The organism is Flavobacterium sp. HTF, assembly GCF_003105115.1.
Lineage (GTDB): Bacteria > Bacteroidota > Bacteroidia > Flavobacteriales > Flavobacteriaceae > Flavobacterium.
The window spans coordinates 21242-41790 of sequence record NZ_QETH01000011.1; the positions used below are offsets into that span (position 1 = coordinate 21242).

The window sequence follows — 20549 nt, forward strand, 5'->3', positions numbered from 1 at the left end:
TCCTTTAAAAATAAAAGATACGCGGATACAGTCCCGATAGTTTTCGGGATTCAAATAAAAAATAAAATAGATTTTGAATTTGTTTAATCTCAAATTGAAAATCGTAAATCATAAGTTAAAAATGTCGATAGAAACTATATCATTATCGGGTAGAAAAAAAATGGTCTCTAACAAAGAGATGACTTTTTTGGAGCGTTTGTATCTTGTTGCGATTGTAAAAGGATTGTTTATAACGCTTAAACACCTTTTTAGAAAAAAAGTGACAATCCATTACCCAGAACAAGTACGTCAAATGAGTCCGGTTTATCGTGGACAGCATATGCTGAAACGTGACGAACAAGGTCGTGAAAACTGTACTGCCTGCGGATTATGTGCTTTGTCATGCCCTGCTGAAGCCATTACTATGAAAGCTGCGGAGCGTAAAGCAGATGAAAAACATTTGTACAGAGAAGAAAAATATGCTTCGATTTATGAAATCAATATGTTACGTTGTATTTTTTGTGGCCTGTGTGAAGAAGCATGTCCAAAAGATGCAATCTACCTTACGACTTCAAAAGTTTTAGTTCCTGCGAGCTATGAAAGAGAGGATTTTATCTTCGGAAAAGACAAATTAGTAATGCCTTTAGAAATGGCTATGAAAAATTCACAACTTAACAACGCTAACTAATGATACACATTCCTGATCTAGCAAACGCAACTCCTGTGGGAGTGATATTTTGTGTTTTAGCGTTTATTACGGTAATTACTGCCTTCCTTACTATTTTTAGCAGAAATCCAATTCATAGTGCTATTTATTTAGTGATTTGTTTCTTTTCGATTGCAGGTCATTATCTATTACTGAATTCCCAATTTTTGGCGATTGTTCATATTATTGTCTATTCGGGTGCTATTATGATTTTATTTCTCTTCACGATTATGTTAATGAATCTGAATGAACAGCGTGATGTTCACAGACCAAGGATTACACGTTTGGGGGCTATTGTTTCTTTTTGTTTAATCGTAATCGTTTTGATTGCAATCTTTATCAATTCTAAACCTATTGTTGGTGCATACGATTCGACAGGAGAAGATTTTCAATCTATAAAAGTGCTGGGTAAAATATTATTAAACGAATATATGGTACCTTTTGAATTTGCTTCGGTCTTGCTTTTAGTAGCGATGATTGGAACTGTATTATTGTCTAAAAAAGAAAAATTAAATAAATAATGGGTAATATATTAAATCAAATAGGTATCGAAAACTACATCTTTTTGAGTGTTGTACTTTTCTGTATTGGTGTTTTTGGTGTATTGTACAGACGAAATGCTATTATTGTTTTTATGTCTATCGAAATCATGCTGAATGCTGTTAACCTTTTATTTGTAGCTTTTTCTACTTATCATCAGGATGCTCAGGGGCAGGTTTTTGTTTTCTTTTCGATGGCAGTTGCTGCTGCGGAAGTAGCAGTAGGATTGGCTATTTTAGTTTCGATCTTTAGAAATTTAGGTTCGATTAGTATCGATAATTTAAAAAATTTAAAAGGATAAATGGAAATGAATACCAATTTAGCTTTAGTCTTAGTATTAGCTCCTTTTTTAGGATTTTTAATCAATGTTTTCTTTGGGAAAAGCTTAGGCAAAACAGTTTCGGGAATTATCGGAACTGTTGCTGTTGTAGTTTCATTTGCTGCTACACTTTTCTTCTTTAATGAGATTACTTCAACTGAAAAAGCCATTCAGATAACTTTATTTGACTGGATTCAGATTAGTAATCTAAATATTAATCTTGGATTTTTATTAGATCAGTTATCTGTTCTTTGGTTGTTATTTGTAACCGGGATTGGATCTTTGATTCACTTATACTCTATCAGTTACATGCATGATGATGAAAATATGCACAAGTTTTTCTCGTATCTGAACTTGTTTGTATTTTTTATGATTACCCTTGTAATAGGAAGTAACTTATTAGTTTTATTTATTGGTTGGGAAGGTGTTGGACTTTGTTCCTACTTATTAATTGGATTTTGGTATAAAAACCAGGATTACAATGATGCAGCGAAAAAAGCCTTTATCATGAACAGAATTGGGGATTTAGGTCTTTTAATTGGAATGTTCATCATTGGTTCTATGTTCTCTACTTTAGATTATGCAACTTTAAAAACTGCAATTGCCGGAGCATCCAGCTTAAATATCCCGTTGCTTTCTGTATCGGCTTTATGTTTATTTATTGGAGCTTGTGGTAAATCTGCTCAGATTCCGTTATACACCTGGCTACCAGATGCGATGGCCGGACCAACTCCGGTTTCTGCGTTAATTCACGCTGCGACAATGGTTACAGCTGGTATTTTTATGGTAACCAGATTAAATTTTGTATTTGATTTGGCTCCAAATGTTCAGATTATCATTGCCATTATCGGAGGTGTGACTTCATTAGTTGCTGCTACGATTGGTTTAGTACAAACTGACATCAAAAAAGTATTGGCTTACTCTACTGTTTCTCAATTAGGCTTGATGTTTTTAGCCTTAGGATTTGGTGCTTATGAAGTTGCCGTTTTTCACGTAATCACACATGCTTTCTTTAAAGCTTGTTTATTCTTAGGTTCAGGTTCTGTTATTCACGGTTTGCACGGTGAGCAGGATATGCGTAAAATGGGTGGTTTGCGTAAAGCAATGCCAATTACATTCTGGACAATGTTGATTTCTTCATTAGCTATTTCCGGAGTTCCGTTCTTTTCAGGTTTCTTCTCCAAAGACGAAATTTTATTAACGGCTTTCCATCATAATATTCCTTTATATGTTGTTGGATCTGTAGCTTCTATCATGACTGCTTTTTATATGTTCAGGCTGATGTTCTTAACTTTCTTCAAAGACTTTAGAGGAACTGAAGAACAAAAACATCATTTACATGAAAGCGATGGTTTAATTACTTTCCCTTTAATGATTTTAGCACTTTTAGCAACGTTTGGAGGATTAATCAGCTTACCTGGAAACAGTTGGCTAAATGAATATCTGGCTCCGCTTTTCACGAAAGTGGCAGGAGAAGAACATCATTTAGGTGCAACAGAATACACTTTAATGGGTGTTGCTGTTTTAGGCGGTTTACTTGGAATTTTAATCGCTTATGTCAAATACTTTAAACAAGATAATATTCCTGAAGCTGACGAAAACATTACTGGTATAACAAAAGTTCTATATAACAAATATTATGTAGATGAATCTTACGATGCATTGTTTGTACGAACTATAAATGCATTGTCAAGATTCTTTAGGGATTATATCGAAACTGGCTTATCTGCCGCCGTTTTCGGATTAGGTAAAATAACGAATGAATTAGCTTTTCAAGGTAAAAAACTACAAAATGGAAGTATCGGATTATATCTTTTTGCTTTCGTTATAGGCCTTTGCGCAATTGTTTCTTATATATTTTTAGCTCAATAATTTTATAACTATGAACGTTTCTCTTATATTAATTATTCTTTTAGTTGGTGCCTTTATCACCTATTTTGCTGGTGACAAACTCGCTTCAAAAGTAGCTTTGTTCTTTAGTTTGGCAGCTTTAGGCTGTTCGGTTGTATTGTTGAATCATTTTAATGCTGGCGAAAATATCCGCCTTATTAATGCATGGATCACACAGCCTAAAATTTCATTTGCGCTAAATGCTGACGGGTTAGCTCTTGCAATGCTTTTATTGACAACAGCTTTAACTCCAATTATTATATTTTCTTCTTTCGGGAACGAATATAAAAATTCAAAAGCTTTTTATGCTTTAATTCTATTTATGGCTTTTGCAATGACTGGAACTTTCCTGGCTGCAGATGGTCTTTTATATTATATTTTTTGGGAGTTAGCACTTATTCCAATTTATTTTATTGCCCTTATCTGGGGTAATGGAGATGCTGAAGAACGTAGAAAAGCAGTGGTTAAATTCTTTATCTACACACTTGCAGGTTCGTTATTCATGTTAACTGCTTTTATCTATTTATACCAAAAAGCAGGTTCTTTCCTAATTGAAGATCTGTATAAAGTAGAATTATCTTCTTGTGAACAATTTTGGATTTTCCTTGCTTTCTTCCTTGCTTATGCGATCAAAATTCCAATTATTCCTTTCCATACCTGGCAGGCAAATGTATACCAAAAAGCACCAACTGTTGGAACGATGCTTTTATCTGGTATCATGTTAAAAATGGGACTTTACAGCGTGATCCGTTGGCAATTGCCAATTGCTCCTCTTGCTGCAAAAGAATATATGAACATTTTTATTGCGTTGGGAATTGCCGGAGTTATTTATGGTTCTGTCGTGGCTTTGAGACAAAAAGATTTAAAGAAATTATTAGCTTATTCTTCTTTGGCTCACGTTGGTTTAATTGCTGCAGGATCTTATACCTTAACACTTGATGGTTTACGTGGTGCTGTTTTACAAATGATTGCTCACGGTTTCGTAGTTGTTGGATTATTTTATGCTGCTGAAATTATTTACAGAAGATTTGAAACAAGAGAAATTTCTCAATTAGGCGGAATTCGTATTCAATCACCTAAATTTACTTCAATGTTTTTAATTTTGGTTTTGGCTTCTGTTGCATTACCAAGTACTTTTAACTTTGTTGGAGAATTTACAGTATTATACAGCCTTTCGCAAATTAATGTGTGGTTTGCCGTTTTAGGAGGAACAACTATTATTTTGGGCGCTTATTATATGCTTAAGATGTTTCAAAATGTAATGTTAGGAGATGCAAATTCAAAAACTTTTGCAGATGTTTCTGTAAATGAAGGAATTTCATTAGTACTGATTATCGCTGTTTTAATTTTCTTTGGATTTTATCCAAAACCAATTACAGACTTAATTACGCCAAGTTTAGAAAATATTTTAAACGTCATCAATAAAAATTAATATTTTAAATAAAAAATTAGGGTATCGTAGTTTTGGATTTCCTAAATCAAAAAAGCAAAAATGAATACATTAATAGCAATTACAGGATTGGGTATTTTCTGCCTATTATTTGAAATTCTTAATTTCAGGAAAGCCATTGTTCCTTTTTCCATTATTGGACTTCTGGCTGTTTTGGCACTTAATTTTTCAGAATTCGGAGCGGCAGAAAGTTATTACAATAACATGATCAGAGTGAGTAAATTCTCTACTGTATTTTCATCATTATTTATAGTTATAACTATCTTCCTTATCGCATTAAGCCATAATTTCTATGAGAAACACCAAACCAAAATCTCTGACTTTATTGCCATAAAAATCTTTTTATTGGCAGGAGGCGTTGCGATGGTTTCTTTTGGAAATTTAGCTATGTTTTTCTTAGGAATTGAAATTCTGTCAATCTCATTATATGTACTTGCAGCAAGTGAACGTCTGAACTTAAAAAGCAATGAAGCCGGTATGAAATACTTTTTGATGGGTTCTTTTGCATCAGGAATTATCTTGTTTGGAATTTGCTTAATCTACGGAGCAATGGGCAGTTTTGATGTTGTTGAAATAAGTGAAAGTTCTCTTTCAGCTGAATTACCAATCTGGTTTCCAATCGGAATGGTTTTGATGGTTATCGGAATGTTGTTTAAAGTAGCAGCAGTACCATTTCATTTTTGGGCACCGGATGTTTATGAAGGTTCTCCTGCATTAACAACTGCGTTAATGAGTACTTTGGCAAAAGTAATTGCTATTGCAACACTTTATAAATTAGTTGCCGAACTAAATTTGATTCCATCTCTAGACAATCAGGGTCTTTTGAGTACTTTTGAAAATATTGTTGTCATCATTTCTATAGCCTCTATGACTGTTGGAAACATTATGGCACTGCGTCAGGTAAATGTAAAACGTATGCTGGCATTTTCAGGAATCTCTCATGCAGGTTTTATGCTGATGACTCTGCTTACCATTTCAACGTCTGCAGGAGTGCTATTATACTATTCTGCTGCTTATGCGTTAGCTGGAATTGCTGCTTTTAGCGTTATCTTATATGTTTGTAAAAATCAGGAAAATGAAGATATTACTAACTTTCACGGGTTAGGAAAAACAAATCCTTTGTTGGCTGCAATCCTTACAGGTTCATTATTATCTATGGCCGGTATTCCGATTTTTTCAGGATTCTTTGCTAAATTATTCTTGTTCAACCAGACTATTCAGGCAGGTTATATTGCTTTAGTAATTGTTGCTGTTTTAAACTCTATTATTAGTGTTGGATATTACTTCAAATTAATTTTGGCTATGTACTCTAAAGAACCGAACGAAGAGCGCACAGGAAAACCTTTTCTTATTTATGCTACTGCAGTAATTTCGATTGGTTTAAACATTGCTTTAGGTTTATTTCCATCTTTAGTTTTAGATTTATTGAAATAGAATTTCCATCTATATAAATACAAATCCATCAAGAATTTCTTTTGATGGATTTTTTATTTTAAGGCTGTTTTACAAGCAAAAAAAATCATGTTAAAAATTTAACCTAAACTGCCTGACTTCAAAAAAACTCCATATATTTGACATCAATTAAATGTATTAAAAATATGAGTTTCAATTCAAAAAATCCATTTTTAAGCGACAAGCGTTTTTCATCAAATGCTGTTTCAAGAGCTGAGGAAGTGCACGAAGCAAAGATTATTGACTACAATCAGGAAATGACTTTATCTGGTACTATCAATAAAACAGCTATTTTATTTTTAATTCTTTGTGGAGCAGCCATGGTAACATGGTGGATGGCTTTTAACGGAATTAATATAATGTTGCCTGCAATTGGCGGTGCTGTTATAGGACTTATTTTAGTTGTAATTTCTGCATTTAAACCACAAGCTTCCCCATATTTGGCTCCAGGTTATGCCTTATTTGAGGGCTTATTTATTGGAGGTATTTCTGCAATCTTCGAAGCCATGTATCCGGGTATAGTAATTAATGCCGTTGGAGCAACTCTGGTTACCTTCTTAGTTTGCTTAGGTTTGTATAAATTTAAAATTGTAAAAGTTACTGAAACATTCAAATCAGTTGTAGTGGCAGCGACATTAGCAATTGCAACTTATTACCTAATCTCGTGGTTGGTATCAATGTTTACAAGCTTTACTCCTGTTCATTATGGAAATTCTATGATGAGTATCGGAATTAGTGTATTTGTTATTGTTATAGCAGCTTTAAACTTATTCTTAGATTTCGATCAAATCGAAAAAGGGGTTCAACAAAGAGTTCCTAAATATATGGAATGGTATGGAGCAATGGGACTGATAATTACGTTAGTATGGTTGTACATTGAATTCCTTAGATTGTTATCTAAATTATCGAAAAAATAATTTTTCCTAAACATAAAAAAAAGCCCTTTTGAGATTTCAAAAAGGCTTTTTTTATTCTTTCATGTTACACAAAATCGAAATATACAACTCTGTATTTCACAAAATAAAAGTACTACTTAGCTTTCTTTTATTTAAAATTTCCTGGATTTTCTTTCGCCTTTTCTAAGTTTTTTTCATGTTTATAAAAAACTTTTTCACTATTATTAATTCAAATTATTGATTAAACTTAAAGTCGATATTTTTTATTTGTAATCTTAAACTTACTTTTTATTGATTGTGCTTAATTTTTTTTAAGCATCTCATTTTTTAAATATAAACTTCGCAATTCGATTTTATAAAACTTAAAATCTTAGGAAAAATACCACTTCGCATCAATAACCATGATTATGTAATAAATTGCATTTAGTGCAATTTATTACATAATTAATATTTTAACAGCAATTTTTACATGCTATTTATTTTTTTAATACTATAAAATTACATTATTCCAAAATTATGTATATTTTTGTGTAATCGATTACAATTTATAACAAAATTGAGTTGATTGCAAAAAACCACAAAAAACTACTTTTAATTTTACTAACTTAAACAAACCACTATGAAAAAAAACTTACTTTTTCTGGCTGTATTTATGATGACAGTTCAGACATGGGCACAGCAAGTTCAGATCAATGAATCATCAGGATGGCTGGAATCTGCTTTTGTGAAATGGCAGCCTGTAAGTAATGCTCAAAGCTATAATGTATATTACACAGGCGAAGGCATTACCGATAGAAAAATAGATGATCAGCTTATAAGAAGTTATGGATCATATTACCGTGCAGATATACCGGGTCTAAAAGCCGGATCATACACGATTAAAGTAAAACCAGTTGTCTCAGGTACTGAAGGAACAGGAAGTACAACAGGCAATCTCACCGTTTTGGCACAAGACAGAAATGGATTTGCATTTGACGGAGGAAGAGTCCCTGGAGGATATAAAGCAGACGGAACACCTAAAGACAACGCTGTAATTCTGTATATAACTCCCAATACAAAAAATACTATCTCGGTAAACATCACGGGAGCAAGTTCTAATCCTTGTATTGGTCTTCAAAATATTTTGTACGCAATTAAAAAGGGACAGGATACCCGTCCTTTTATTATCCGTTTGATTGGAAACATTACAGATATGACAGTAATGGAAGGTGGCGATATTGTAATAGAAAATGCCAATAACGCAAATAGCTATGTAACTTTTGAAGGTATTGGAAATGATGCTGTAGCGAATGGTTGGGGCGTACGCCTTAAATCGGCATCAAATATTGAAGTTAGCAATCTTGGTTTTATGAACTGTAACAGTACAGCAGGAGATAATGTGGGAATGCAACAGAATAATGATCACGTTTGGGTTCATAATTGCGATTTATTCTACGGAAATGCCGGAAGTGATGCAGACCAGATAAAAGGAGATGGTGCGTTAGACAATAAAACATCAACTTATATTACATTGTCTTATAATCACTTTTGGGACAACGGGAAAGCAAGTCTTTTAGGATTGAGCGAAGGGACAACTTCGGGATTGTATATCACATACCATCATAATTGGTTCGATCACTCTGATTCACGCCATCCTCGTGTCAGATACTATTCTGCTCACATTTATAACAATTATTTTGATGGTGTTTCCAAATATGGCTCCGGTTCAACTTTGGGTTCTTCTTTATTTGTTGAAGGAAATTATTTCCGTAATAGTAAACATCCAATGTTAACTTCCCTTCAGGGAACTGATATTTGGGACGAAACAAATCAGGTAAATAACGCCGGAACTATGGGAACCTTCTCTGGTGAAGCAGGAGGTTCTATAAAAGCCTTCAATAATACATTTGATGCTGACAACGCTACTAACAATATGCGTTTTGTAGCTTATGGAGATACAAATCCATTATATAATATTTCAGGAAAAATTAGCTCAACTACAGATTTTGATGCTTATGTCGCAAGCTCACGAGGTGAAGTAGTGAGCAGTAATGTTAAATCTAAATCAGGTGCCAATACTTATAATAATTTTGATACTAATGCAGCACTATATGTGAAAAATTTAGTACCCGAACAACCAGCTGTAGCCAAAACGAAAACGATACAATATTCAGGTCGTATATCAGGTGGCGATCTGAAATGGACATTTAATAATGCAACTGATGATACCTCTTCTCTTGTAATTACAGCGCTAAAAACTGCACTTACTAACTATACAGGTACATTGGTCTCTGTACAAGGTGAAGGAAACCCTCCAGCCGGAAATCAAACCTTAACCTCAACCTCTAATAATAATCAAACCGTTGCAAATGGTACAGCTATTGAATCTATCATTTTTACCTGGGGAGGAGATGCAAGTGATGCGACTGTAACCGGATTACCGGCATCCGGGCTTAGTTTTACAAAAAATACTACTGCCAAAACCATCACAATAACAGGAACTCCGACTGCAACTGTCTCTTATTCTATAGTGACAACCGGAGCTTCAGGTTCACCGGCAACAGGTTCAGGAATAATAACTGTGAATGCTGCAGGGACACAAACCCTTACATCAACATCAAATAATAACCAAACAGTTACAAGTGGCACAGCAATTGCTTCGATAGTTTTCACCTGGGGAGGAAATGCAACTGATGCAACCGTAACAGGATTACCGGCATCGGGTATTAGTTTTGTAAAAGATACTACATCAAAAACCATCACAATAACCGGAACTCCAACTGCAACTGTATCTTATTCTGTAGCAACAACCGGTACCTCTGGATCACCTGCAACCGGATCTGGAACAATAACAGTAATCACAGGTGGGACAGGTGGGACAGGTGGAAGTGAAATTCATAATTTTACAACATCCGGAAAAGCTAGTTCTTTTTACAACATAACAGGAAATCTGTCTACAACAAAAGGAACTGTAACTTATAATGGTTTAACACTTACACAATGTCTGAAAATAGAATCATCTACCAGTATAACCTTTACAACAACCCAGGCAAGCACCCTGACTCTTGTGTTTGTTGAAAGTGCAGGAACAATAAAAGTAGACAATGTTGATAAAGTCGCTTCGGGAGGAATTGTAACCGTTTCATTGGCAGCAGGAAATCACACTATTTCCAAAAAAGACACATCAAACTTATTCTACATGAGTACAGTTTACAGCGGAGGAACATTGCGTATATCTCAAAATAAAGAAAAACAAAGTGAAACTCTAAAAACGGTATTGTATCCTAATCCGGTTTCAGAAACTTTGTATGTATCTAACCAAAACGTAGAAAAAATAGAAATTTACAATATCTCTGCCGTTTTAGTAAAAAGCTCTGAAAATAGTGAAGCAATAGATATGAGCACTTTACTTCCCGGAACCTATTTTGTTAAGCTTTATACACCACAAGAAGTATTAAATCAAACCATCATTAAAAAATAACATTTTATCTTATCTAAAAAAGAAAGGCTTCCAAATTTGGAAGCCTTTTATTATTGTCGAAAATAATTTTACAAATCAAATTTTATTCCCTGTGCTAAAGGCAGACTCGTTGTATAATTAATTGTGTTGGTCTGACGTCTCATGTAAATCTTCCAGGCATCAGAGCCAGATTCACGGCCACCACCTGTTTCTTTTTCTCCTCCGAAGGCACCTCCGATTTCAGCTCCTGAAGTTCCGATATTTACGTTTGCGATTCCACAATCTGATCCTGTTACAGAAAGGAATCTTTCTGCTTCACGCAAATTATTTGTCATAATTGCAGATGATAATCCCTGAGCAACACCATTTTGAAAATCAATTGCATTCTCTACTTCTCCGGAATATTTAATTAAATATAAAACCGGAGCAAAAGTTTCGTGTTGTACAATTTCAAATGAATTTTTAGCTTCGGCAATGGCAGGTTTTACATAACATCCGCTTTCGTAACCTTCTCCGGAAAGAACTCCGCCCGGAACCAGGATATTACCTCCTTCAGCCACAACTTTATTTAAAGCAGCTCCGTACATTTCTACTGCATGTGTATCAATAAGCGGTCCGACATGGTTGTTTTCGTCAAGCGGATTTCCTATTCGCAATTGTTTGTAAGCTGCTACTAAGGCATCTTTTACTTTATCATAAATACTTTCGTGAATAATCAAACGACGTGTTGATGTACAACGCTGTCCTGCAGTACCTACAGCTCCAAAAACAGCACCAATAACGGTCATTTTTATATCAGCATCCGGAGTAACAATGATGGCGTTATTTCCTCCTAACTCAAGCAATGATTTTCCTAAGCGGCCGGCAACTGCCTGTGCTACAATTTTTCCCATGCGGGTTGAACCGGTAGCAGAAACTAAAGGAATCCTTGTATCTGCAGTCATTAACTCTCCTATTTTGTAATCGCCATTTATCAGACATGAAATTCCTTCCGGTAAATTATTTTCTTTGATAACCTGTGCAATAATATTTTGGCATGCTATACCACAAAGGGGTGTTTTTTCTGAAGGTTTCCAAACGCAAACATCTCCTGAAATCCAGGCGAGAGCAGTATTCCATGACCAGACAGCAACCGGAAAGTTAAATGCAGAAATAATCCCTACAACTCCCAATGAATGATACTGTTCATACATACGATGGCCCGGTCTTTCTGAATGCATTGTCAATCCGTGTAATTGGCGGGATAAACCCACTGCAAAGTCGCAGATATCTATCATTTCCTGAACTTCACCATATCCTTCCTGCAACGATTTTCCCATTTCATAAGAAACCAATTTACCAAGAGCTTCTTTATTCTGACGTAGTTTTTCTCCAAACTGGCGAACAATTTCTCCACGTTGCGGAGCCGGAATCAATCTGAACGTTTTAAAAGCTTCTGTCGCTGACTGCATTACTCTTTCGTAATCCTGAGGTGTTGACATTTTTACCGAAGCAATTAATTTTCCGTCAACCGGAGAATAACTTTCCAGGATTTCTCCTGACGAAAAGTTCTGTATACCTGTTGAAGTTCCTTCATTTATCGATTTGATGCCCAATTTTTCCAGAGCCTCATTCATTCCAAATTGCGATGCTATTGTTGTCATTGTAACTTTTTTAGTTAAAATTGTTATATTTTTATGTAAAGATATTATTTCGAACGGAATATCAATTCAATTTGAATTGTTAAAATGAGAGTAAATTTAAGGTTAATTAAAATCAATTGCAGGAATAATGAGCAATTTATTCCCTTTAATTCCTGAAATTTGCAGCATTAAATTTATTTTTATTATGAGTATTTTCAATAGAGTTTTGATTTGTCTGATCTTAATTTCAACAGCTGCTTTTTCTCAAAAACAACAAAAATCATCTTTTCAGGTAGTTCCTTTAGGAGTAAAAGGTGGTATTGACGAAAAAAATCTTTCAGCTTATTTATTAGCCCCTTCAGACACAAAAGATTTTATTTGCCTGGATGCGGGAACAGTAAACGCCGGAATCGAAAAAGCAATTGAAAAGAAAGTTTTCAAAGTTTCTACAAGTGAGGTGTTACGAAAATATATAAAAGGATATCTGATATCGCATGCGCATCTGGATCATGTTTCAGGATTGATCATTAATTCCCCAGCTGATTCTTCCAAAACCGTTTATGCTACAAATAAATGTATGGAAATGATGGAAAATCATTATTTTAATGATCAGACCTGGGCAAATTTTGGAGATAAGGGTGCTGGTTTTCCATTAAAAAAATATCATTTTCAAACCTTAAATCCAACGGAAGAAACTGCTGTTTCAAATACAAAAATGACGGTAAAGGCTTTTCCTTTAAGTCATGTTAATCCTTTTGAAAGTACTGCTTTTTTAATTAAAAATGGCGAGTCGTACGCATTGTATTTAGGTGATACCGGTCCTGACTCTGTTGAAAAAAGTGATAAATTAAAAGCTTTATGGACAGCAGTTGCGCCTTTGGTTCAAAACAAACAACTAAAAGGTATTTTTATTGAAGTTTCTTTTCCAAATGAGCAGCCCGATCAGTTTTTATTTGGTCATTTAACTCCGAATTATTTGATGAAAGAACTTCACATTCTGGAAGATTTAGCCGGAAAAGATTCCCTGAAAAACTTTAAAATTATTATTACTCATTTAAAACCACCTGCAAAGAATATTGCCAAAATTAAAGAGCAGTTAAAAAATCAAAATGATTTGGGTGTAAAGATTATTTATCCTGAACAAGGGAAAAGATTTGAGTTGTAAGATAATAAATTTGTAGGTTATTTTTTATAATTTGGCCAGCCAATTAAATCATATAATGAATATTGTTTGGTCTAAAAAAGCAAATTATAGCTTTTATAAAATTCGAAATTATCTTGAAGAATTTTGGAATCCGTTGATTGCTCAAAAATTCATCAACGACGTTTTACACATCATTATTTTATTAGAAAAAAATCCTATGCTGGGAAAATATAACCCAAATTTAAAGTGCAGGGAAATACTAATTTCTAAGCAAATCAGATTATATTATGATGTAAGTGAGGAATATATCGAATTAATTACATTTTACAATAGTCGTCAGAAACCTATAAATCTACTCGATTTATAAAATCATATAAGATTTTTACTTTTTAATTCAGCCAGCATCTCTTCATGAGTAATATAGTCTCCATTTTTTAAATCCAGTTTACCCTGTTCGATATCTGCTTTCAATTCTAATATAAAGTTTTCTTCTGGAGAAATTATTCTGGCAATAGAAAGCATTTCGTCCGGTGTAAATGTTTGAGTTTTTAATTTACGATAAAATGTTGGACTGGGTATACCTATTTTTTCAATAATATAATTCTTTTTAAAAGGAGATTTACTCATTAATTCCTCAATATCAGTCACTATATTTTTATATGCAATTATTTCCTGTATCATAATTGATGTATTTATATCTCATATATGATACAAAAATACATCAAAACTATAATATAATTGTTATGGTTTAAATTATTTCTTAGCCGTAAACCTTGGATCTGTTTCCATTACAGTTCCGCATTTATCACAGGTTCTTAATTCTTCTGAATTATAGAAATGTTCAAAATGTGGAAGAAAATCTTTTTCGATATTATGCAATTCAAAAAACACTTCATACAGTTTGTGGTTGCAATTATCACAATGCCAAAGCAAACCATCTGTGTAGCCTTTCCCTGCGCGTTTACGCTCGATTACCAGACCAATTGAACCTTCTGAACGAACCGGGGAATGTGGAATTTTTGCCGGATGCAGGTACATATCACCCGCATTTAAGATCATTTCCTTACGCTCACCATCTTCCTGAATTACAACTTTTATACTGCCTTCTAATTGATAAAACAGCTCTTCTGTTTCGTTGTAATGATAATCTTTACGGGCATTTGGTCCCGCAACAATCATAACTATATAATCGCCGGAATCTACATACAGATTTTTGTTCCCGACTGGTGGTTTCAGTAATTGACGATTTTCCTCAATCCATTTTGTGAGGTTGAAAGGTTTTGCTATTGCCATTTTTTAGCTGCTAAGTTTCTATGAAGCTAAGTTAAGGAAAAGTTTCCAGTCTTTGCTTTAGTTTTAAGTCACAGTCGTAGTTTTCCACCGTCCTTAAAAAGCTTCTTTAATCAGATAAATATAAACCGGAAAATGATCGCTGTAACCCACTTCTGTTAATGTATGTCGTAACGGATATCCTTTGTATTTTCCTGAATTCTGAATAAGATAGAGTTTATTAAATATGCCGGCTTTCCAGAAATTAAAAGAAGAAAAATCAGGTTTTATCAGAGATTCGGTAACCATAATCTGGTCAAAAATATCCCAGGAATCCCTAAAGGCCAGTGTTCCCTGTCCTCTATTGAACATTTCTTCAAAAGGATTAAAAATTCCAAATTCAGGAACTTCTGTTTTTTTTGCCTTTGCTCCTAAAGCTACTTTTACACTTTTATTATAAGGACCGTCGTTTAAATCGCCCATCGTAATCACTTTTGCACTTGGGTTTATTTTCTGGAGCGAATCAATAATTTTTCTGTTTAAAGCTCCGGCTGCTTCTCGATATTTACCCGAAGCTTTTTCTCCTCCGGATCTGGACGGCCAGTGGTTGACGATAATATTTATTTCTTCTCCGTCTAAAAATCCTGTGATTAAAAGCTGGTCTCTTGTAAAAACACGATTATTTAGAATTGCCGGTTCTGCATCTTCCTCCGTTTCTTCCTTTGAAATTGTTTTATTTTTATAAATTATTAATGGAATGTTGGAGAATGATACCGGCTTGAAATATTTTTTCTGATATAACAAGGCGACATCTATCCCGCGTTTGTCAGGCGAATCAAAATGTATAATCCCATAATTATAATTCAGCAATTTTGGCTGTTTGATTAAATCTTCCAGCACTCCCCTGTTCTCGATTTCGGAACCTCCTATTAAAGTAGGTGCGTTTGTGTTTTCAGCTGTGCCGATTTCAGATAAAACTCTTGCCAGATTCTGAAGTTTTTGATGGTATTTTTCTTTTGTCCAGTTCTGGATTCCGTTGGGTGTCCACTCATCATCATTTGTTGCGGGATCATTTATAGTATCAAACAAAATTTTGAAATTATAAAAATCTAATGTAGGAATATTATATTTTTTATATTGTGCATGTAAGAATGTTACAAAGAAAAAAAGCAGGCAAAACCGTATATTAAAACGCATAAAAAATAGTATTTAGAAAAACCGGCTCAATTTAATGAAATTATATTTGTAAGAAATTTATATTGCTGATTTTTTTGACTTATATCTTTGTTTCTCAAAAAATCTCATGTAACTTGCTTACAAAATCTGATAATTTCAAAATGAAAAAAAACTATTCTATTGCCTTTCTATTTCTTTTTTTAAACACCTTTTACGGGCAAAAAAACAGCTCTTTTGCAGATAGTATCAGGATAAAATACAAGATTCCGGAATTGGCATATGCTGTGGTTTCATCAGATTCAATATTTGAAATTAATGCTTTGGGGTATCAACGTTATAATTCTTCCTATAAAGCAAAAATTGATGATAAATTTCGTTTAGGTTCAATTACAAAAACAGTTACCAGCTATATTGCAACTCTGCTGGTCAAAGAAGGGAAAATAAAATGGGATACTAAATTCTTTGATTTGTACCCTGAATTAAAAGCAAAAAGTAATCCGGAAACATACAATTTTACGCTACAGGATTTTTTAACTTTTCGTGCAAAACTTGGTATTTGGTCTTATGGAAATGAAACCCCGACTCCAAAAGAAATTAAAGGAAATGACCAGCAGCAGCGTTATGAATTTATTGCCTGGTTTTTTCAGCAAAATACTGTTCTAGAAAAGCAGGATATTTACTGGTCAAATCCAGGATATGTTGCTGCGGGATTAATGCTTGAGAAGGCAACCGGAAAAACATATGAAAATCTCGTTCAGGAATTAGGCAAATCTTTGAAAGTTGATTTTGATTTTGGACAACCCAATTTAAAAGATAAAAATCAGCCATGGGGTCATGATGAAAATCTGAAACCCGAAAAACCAACATTAAATTATAAATTAAACTGGCTTTCATCTGCCGGAAATATAAATGTAAGCTTACCTGATTTTTGTAAATTTACTCAAATGCAGCTTCAGGGATTATCAGGAAAATCAAAATTATTATCAGCTGAAGAATTCCATAACATGCATTATGGTTTACCCGAATATTCGTTTGGCTGGGAATCGGAAAATAATGAAAAAAGCCACCTTAAATATTCTTTTCATAACGGAAACCCTGGAACTTTTTTAGCTAAAGTATATCTTTGCAAATCTATCGACAAGGCTTTTATTCTCTTTGCAAACGTACAGTCTGAACAAGCCGACAAAGGATTAATGCTGCTTTTGGCTAAATTGCAGGAACAATACGGAGGCTAATTTTATTTAAAACCTTAAAAATAATTTATAAATTTAAGCAAAAGAAACTCATGAACTTAATAGGATTTCATCATATAAAGAAACGTTTTACCATTTGTAAAATCGTATTTCTTACTTTTGCTTTACAATCATTCAACTGTCAATCCCAACAAAATATGATAACACCACCTTATTTACAAAAAGGAGATACTGTAGCTATTTTGGCCACCGCCAGAAAAAATATAGATGATAATCTAAAACCTACTATAGAATTACTACACAGTTGGGGATTAGAAGCTGTAGTTGGAAGTACAATTGGTCTTGATGTAAACCAGCTTGCAGGAACTGACGAGCAGCGTGCAGCCGATTTTCAGAAACAGCTGGATAATCCGAACATTAAAGCTATCTGGTGTGTAAGGGGCGGATACGGAACTGTCCGAATGATTGACTTATTGGATTTTACAAAATTTAAGCAGCATCCAAAATGGATTGTTGGTTTTAGTGATGTTACGGTTTTACACAACCATTTAAATACAATGGGTTATAAATCGATTCATGGCGTAATGCCGGTTACTGTTCCGCGGGCGACTGCTGCTGCCATTATTTCGATGAAAGCCAGTTTGTTTGGCGAACCGTTATCTTATAGTGTCGGTCCTGATAAAATGAACAGGTTTGGACAGGCAACCGGAGAATTGGTGGGAGGAAATTTATCTATTCTGTACAGTTTATTAGGATCTCAATCGGCGATTGATTGTAAGGATAAAATTTTGTTTATTGAAGATTTGGATGAATACCTTTATCATATAGACCGTATGATGATGAATCTAAGAAGAAATGGCTGCATCGAAAACCTGAAAGGGATTGTAGTGGGAGCAATGACAAAAATGAAGGACAATGAAGTTCCATGGGGAAAAAATGCTGTTGAAATTGTAGATGATGTAACCAAAAAATATAATATTCCGGTCATTTTTAATTTCCCTGCAGGGCATATCCAGGACAACAGGGCTTTGATTATGGGAAGCACAGTTACAATAGATGTAAATCAAAACGGAAGCACTCTTACTTTTCAGAAATAAAATCTCTTTCTTTTAGTTAAGAAAAAAATACCACAACATAAATTTTTCTCAGAGACGCAAAGTCACAAAGTTTTATCGCTTTTGGCTTTGCGTCTTTGCTACTTTGGATATAAATGATCAATCTAAAACTTATCAGTAATAAATGGCTGAACATAATGAATTAGGAAAAAAAGGAGAAGAACTTGCTGTAGAATTTCTCTTAAAAGACGGTTATGAAATTCTGGACAGAAACTGGACATATCAGAAAGCAGAAATAGATATCATTGCACAAAAAGAAAATATTTTGGCCGTCATTGAAGTCAAAACAAGATCGAGTTCAGATTTTGGTTTACCACAGGATTTTGTCAAGTCAAAAAAAATTCAATTACTAATAAAAGCAGTAAATGCCTACATAAACGATAGGGAAATAGATTTTGAAATCCGTTTTGACATCATCGCAGTCCATAAAAACGGTGAATCATTTGCTGTTGAACATCTTACGGATGCTTTTTATCACTTTTAACATAATTTTTTATTGTTATAATTGTAACAAATTGTTTTTTTATTTATATTTGCAGAGATTTATAACATCGCACTGTTAACTCAAACCAACCAATTACGTTACCAAAAAAAAGAAAAAAATTATGAAAACCGTTTCCTCCATTGTAGAAAATTACATTAAAACAAAGCCTTTTTTATTAAATGCCTTATCACTCGGAATTATCAATTTAACTTCACTTTCCCGTAATATCATGACGGAACTGGAAAGCGAATTTGGAAAAGAGGTAAAACAAGGTGCAGTTGTAATGTCGCTTAAACGACTCACTGAAGAATTAGATTTTAAACTAAATCATAAAATCAACAAAGTCATTAAGAATATTGGGGAAATTACGGTTCGTTCAGAATTAACAGATTATACTTTTGCAGCTTCAGAGACTGTTTTGAACAAACAGGCTGATCTTATTTCTGATATTAATGTTTTATCTGATATTTTTTATACCTCATCACGTGGTGTAAATGAGACTAACATTGTGGTAAGCAGCAGCGTTAATCATCTGGTTGAAAAACACTTCATGCGCGAAAAACTAATTCAGAAGTTAGATAACCTGGCTTCTATTACAGTAAAATTACCAAAAGAGAATATTGTTGTTCCGGGAATTTATTACTTTATTTTTCAACGTTTGGCCTGGGAAGGAATTATCATCAACGAGGTAATTTCAACTTCAAATGAGTTCACTATTTTAGTTGGTGAAGATCAGGTTGATGTTGCTTTTAAAGTGATTAAAGATTTGAAAAACTAGATCTCAACAAATACTAAAAATATCTAAATAAGGAATCCTTTTGTCTTTTAAACCTTAAAAAGATAAAAGGATTTTTTCTGTTTAGTCACTTCCCATAGTCTTTGCTTTCACATACAAATAAGAATATTCTCAAAAGTATAATTCGAAATTGACAGCGGTCTTCAAAAAGCGTCAAAAAGACACTTACTTATAAAGCGTGACTTGCAGGCGTTTATTCTTCATTTAGTAAAAAAACTAACAAAAATTAAGAAATAAGTTTTTTTACTTATAATTTGCTGAGAATAATATTTTTATATATTTGCTAACCAATCAAGTCAATCACACCACCCATTTTGATAGTCATAATATAATTAGAACTAAGTAAAGACTAATTAAATTAATGTTAGAAGCGAACAACCATAGCGAAAAATTATTGGTCAGTGAACTCAAAGGCGGCAACGAAAAAGCATTTCGTAGTCTTTTTGATTTATACTATCAGGACATCTATGGATACAGTATCAGTATTTTAAAATCAAAAGAAGCTGCTGAAGAAAATGTTCAGGATGTTTTTATGAAAGTGTGGATGAACCGTGAAAGTTTAAATCTGGAACAATCCTTTAAAGCATATATTTTTACAATTGCCCGAAATCAGGCTTTTAATTTCTTAAACAAAGCGGCTAATGAACTGCTTCTCAAAGAAGAAATTTTTTATGAAAGTCAGAAATCTCATGAATATGGTGATTATTCGATACGCGAGGCCGATTGCAAAAAACTCCGTAAAGAAGCAATGAATCTGCTGCCTCCAAAACGGAAAGAAATTTTTAAAATGTCACGAAAGAAAGGCATGAGTTACGAAGAAATTAGTCAGGAACTCGGCATTTCCATAAATACCGTCAGGAACCAAATGAGTAAAGCATTAGAATCGATGCGGGTCTTTTTTCAGGTTCATGATGAAATTATCTAAACCACAAAAACCAAAATTAACCATCAAAATCACTTCTTTCGGAGTGATTTTTTTTTGTCTCATCCTGAGGAATGAAGGATCACACAAGCAAATCCTCAAAGAAGAATTAAAATTTTTCTGTTTTTTTTCAAAAAAAAACAAATTGAAAAACCTC

19 protein-coding genes are annotated in these 20549 nt (G+C 33.7%); 15 read left to right on the forward strand and 4 right to left on the reverse strand.

Features of this window, described 5'->3' with window-relative positions:
- The first annotated feature begins 121 nt into the window (after positions 1–121).
- From DCO46_RS05350 to DCO46_RS05385, 8 genes are all read left to right on the forward strand, one after another.
- The gene (locus DCO46_RS05350; RefSeq protein ID WP_116751534.1) at positions 122–667 is read left to right on the forward strand and encodes a NuoI/complex I 23 kDa subunit family protein; all 546 of its coding nucleotides are present in this window, start codon (positions 122–124) and stop codon (positions 665–667) included.
- Positions 667–1206, forward strand: coding sequence for an NADH-quinone oxidoreductase subunit J (locus tag DCO46_RS05355; protein WP_116751535.1), 540 nt, complete (start codon positions 667–669; stop codon positions 1204–1206). Before DCO46_RS05350 ends, DCO46_RS05355 begins: the two co-directional genes overlap by 1 nt.
- A complete protein-coding gene (gene nuoK, locus DCO46_RS05360) occupies positions 1206–1526 on the forward strand; it encodes an NADH-quinone oxidoreductase subunit NuoK (RefSeq protein WP_026982591.1) in 321 nt (106 codons plus the stop codon). The genes DCO46_RS05355 and nuoK overlap by 1 nt, the downstream gene beginning before the upstream one ends.
- Before the next feature lie 6 nt (positions 1527–1532).
- Complete coding sequence (gene nuoL / locus DCO46_RS05365; protein WP_116751588.1) at positions 1533–3416, forward strand: NADH-quinone oxidoreductase subunit L; 1884 nt, start codon at positions 1533–1535, stop codon at positions 3414–3416.
- A 10-nt stretch (positions 3417–3426) separates the two neighbouring features.
- Entirely contained in the window at positions 3427–4866 is a 1440-nt protein-coding gene (locus tag DCO46_RS05370; protein WP_116751536.1) for a NuoM family protein, read from the forward strand.
- Between the two features lie 60 nt (positions 4867–4926).
- Positions 4927–6318, forward strand: a complete 1392-nt coding sequence (locus DCO46_RS05375; protein ID WP_116751537.1) for an NADH-quinone oxidoreductase subunit N — start codon at positions 4927–4929, stop codon at positions 6316–6318.
- A gap of 164 nt (positions 6319–6482) precedes the next feature.
- The gene (locus DCO46_RS05380) at positions 6483–7253 is read left to right on the forward strand and encodes a Bax inhibitor-1/YccA family protein (RefSeq protein ID WP_116751538.1); all 771 of its coding nucleotides are present in this window, start codon (positions 6483–6485) and stop codon (positions 7251–7253) included.
- Between the two features lie 598 nt (positions 7254–7851).
- Positions 7852–10692 carry a T9SS type A sorting domain-containing protein gene (locus tag DCO46_RS05385; protein ID WP_116751539.1) on the forward strand — a complete coding sequence of 947 codons (2841 nt, stop codon included), beginning with the start codon at positions 7852–7854 and terminating at the stop codon, positions 10690–10692.
- A gap of 68 nt (positions 10693–10760) precedes the next feature.
- Here DCO46_RS05385 and DCO46_RS05390 read toward each other — a convergent pair whose 3' ends face one another.
- The gene (locus tag DCO46_RS05390) at positions 10761–12314 is read right to left on the reverse strand and encodes an aldehyde dehydrogenase family protein (RefSeq protein ID WP_116751540.1); all 1554 of its coding nucleotides are present in this window, start codon (positions 12312–12314) and stop codon (positions 10761–10763) included.
- A gap of 184 nt (positions 12315–12498) precedes the next feature.
- On the opposite strand from DCO46_RS05390, the gene DCO46_RS05395 reads away from it, so the two are divergent.
- Positions 12499–13458, forward strand: coding sequence for an MBL fold metallo-hydrolase (locus DCO46_RS05395; protein ID WP_116751541.1), 960 nt, complete (start codon positions 12499–12501; stop codon positions 13456–13458).
- Positions 13459–13513: 55 nt separating this feature from the next.
- Positions 13514–13804, forward strand: a complete 291-nt coding sequence (locus tag DCO46_RS05400) for a type II toxin-antitoxin system RelE/ParE family toxin (RefSeq protein WP_116751542.1) — start codon at positions 13514–13516, stop codon at positions 13802–13804.
- Between the two features lie 2 nt (positions 13805–13806).
- Here the strand turns inward: DCO46_RS05400 and DCO46_RS05405 are convergent, their stop codons facing one another.
- From DCO46_RS05405 to DCO46_RS05415, 3 genes are all read right to left on the reverse strand, one after another.
- Positions 13807–14118, reverse strand: coding sequence for a hypothetical protein (locus DCO46_RS05405; protein ID WP_116751543.1), 312 nt, complete (start codon positions 14116–14118; stop codon positions 13807–13809).
- Between the two features lie 72 nt (positions 14119–14190).
- A complete protein-coding gene (locus DCO46_RS05410) occupies positions 14191–14730 on the reverse strand; it encodes a 3-hydroxyanthranilate 3,4-dioxygenase (protein ID WP_116751544.1) in 540 nt (179 codons plus the stop codon).
- Positions 14731–14823: 93 nt separating this feature from the next.
- Entirely contained in the window at positions 14824–15903 is a 1080-nt protein-coding gene (locus DCO46_RS05415; RefSeq protein WP_116751545.1) for an endonuclease/exonuclease/phosphatase family protein, read from the reverse strand.
- Positions 15904–16043: 140 nt separating this feature from the next.
- Here DCO46_RS05415 and DCO46_RS05420 point away from each other — a divergent pair, with 140 nt between their 5' ends.
- The 5 genes from DCO46_RS05420 (at position 16044) to DCO46_RS05440 (ending at position 20395) form a co-directional block, all read left to right on the forward strand.
- A complete protein-coding gene (locus tag DCO46_RS05420; protein ID WP_124019543.1) occupies positions 16044–17117 on the forward strand; it encodes a serine hydrolase domain-containing protein in 1074 nt (357 codons plus the stop codon).
- Between the two features lie 155 nt (positions 17118–17272).
- On the forward strand, positions 17273–18172 hold the full coding sequence (locus tag DCO46_RS05425; RefSeq protein ID WP_116751547.1) for an LD-carboxypeptidase: 900 nt from the start codon (positions 17273–17275) through the stop codon (positions 18170–18172).
- A 142-nt stretch (positions 18173–18314) separates the two neighbouring features.
- Positions 18315–18674, forward strand: coding sequence for a YraN family protein (locus tag DCO46_RS05430; RefSeq protein ID WP_116751548.1), 360 nt, complete (start codon positions 18315–18317; stop codon positions 18672–18674).
- A gap of 121 nt (positions 18675–18795) precedes the next feature.
- The gene (locus DCO46_RS05435; protein ID WP_042564741.1) at positions 18796–19452 is read left to right on the forward strand and encodes an aspartate kinase; all 657 of its coding nucleotides are present in this window, start codon (positions 18796–18798) and stop codon (positions 19450–19452) included.
- Between the two features lie 379 nt (positions 19453–19831).
- Complete coding sequence (locus DCO46_RS05440; RefSeq protein ID WP_116751549.1) at positions 19832–20395, forward strand: RNA polymerase sigma factor; 564 nt, start codon at positions 19832–19834, stop codon at positions 20393–20395.
- Positions 20396–20549 lie beyond the last annotated feature (154 nt).

Excerpts from the sequence above, each read along its gene's own strand:
- DCO46_RS05350 (WP_116751534.1), top strand. The coding sequence starts at position 122 with ATGTCGATAGAAACTATATCATTATCGGGTAGAAAAAAAATGGTCTCT.
- DCO46_RS05355 (WP_116751535.1), top strand. The coding sequence starts at position 667 with ATGATACACATTCCTGATCTAGCAAACGCAACTCCTGTGGGAGTGATA.
- nuoK (WP_026982591.1), top strand. The coding sequence starts at position 1,206 with ATGGGTAATATATTAAATCAAATAGGTATCGAAAACTACATCTTTTTG.
- nuoL (WP_116751588.1), top strand. The coding sequence starts at position 1,533 with ATGAATACCAATTTAGCTTTAGTCTTAGTATTAGCTCCTTTTTTAGGA.
- DCO46_RS05370 (WP_116751536.1), top strand. The coding sequence starts at position 3,427 with ATGAACGTTTCTCTTATATTAATTATTCTTTTAGTTGGTGCCTTTATC.
- DCO46_RS05375 (WP_116751537.1), top strand. The coding sequence starts at position 4,927 with ATGAATACATTAATAGCAATTACAGGATTGGGTATTTTCTGCCTATTA.
- DCO46_RS05380 (WP_116751538.1), top strand. The coding sequence starts at position 6,483 with ATGAGTTTCAATTCAAAAAATCCATTTTTAAGCGACAAGCGTTTTTCA.
- DCO46_RS05385 (WP_116751539.1), top strand. The coding sequence starts at position 7,852 with ATGAAAAAAAACTTACTTTTTCTGGCTGTATTTATGATGACAGTTCAG.
- DCO46_RS05390 (WP_116751540.1), bottom strand. The coding sequence starts at position 12,314 with ATGACAACAATAGCATCGCAATTTGGAATGAATGAGGCTCTGGAAAAA.
- DCO46_RS05395 (WP_116751541.1), top strand. The coding sequence starts at position 12,499 with ATGAGTATTTTCAATAGAGTTTTGATTTGTCTGATCTTAATTTCAACA.
- DCO46_RS05400 (WP_116751542.1), top strand. The coding sequence starts at position 13,514 with ATGAATATTGTTTGGTCTAAAAAAGCAAATTATAGCTTTTATAAAATT.
- DCO46_RS05405 (WP_116751543.1), bottom strand. The coding sequence starts at position 14,118 with ATGATACAGGAAATAATTGCATATAAAAATATAGTGACTGATATTGAG.
- DCO46_RS05410 (WP_116751544.1), bottom strand. The coding sequence starts at position 14,730 with ATGGCAATAGCAAAACCTTTCAACCTCACAAAATGGATTGAGGAAAAT.
- DCO46_RS05415 (WP_116751545.1), bottom strand. The coding sequence starts at position 15,903 with ATGCGTTTTAATATACGGTTTTGCCTGCTTTTTTTCTTTGTAACATTC.
- DCO46_RS05420 (WP_124019543.1), top strand. The coding sequence starts at position 16,044 with ATGAAAAAAAACTATTCTATTGCCTTTCTATTTCTTTTTTTAAACACC.
- DCO46_RS05425 (WP_116751547.1), top strand. The coding sequence starts at position 17,273 with ATGATAACACCACCTTATTTACAAAAAGGAGATACTGTAGCTATTTTG.
- DCO46_RS05430 (WP_116751548.1), top strand. The coding sequence starts at position 18,315 with ATGGCTGAACATAATGAATTAGGAAAAAAAGGAGAAGAACTTGCTGTA.
- DCO46_RS05435 (WP_042564741.1), top strand. The coding sequence starts at position 18,796 with ATGAAAACCGTTTCCTCCATTGTAGAAAATTACATTAAAACAAAGCCT.
- DCO46_RS05440 (WP_116751549.1), top strand. The coding sequence starts at position 19,832 with ATGTTAGAAGCGAACAACCATAGCGAAAAATTATTGGTCAGTGAACTC.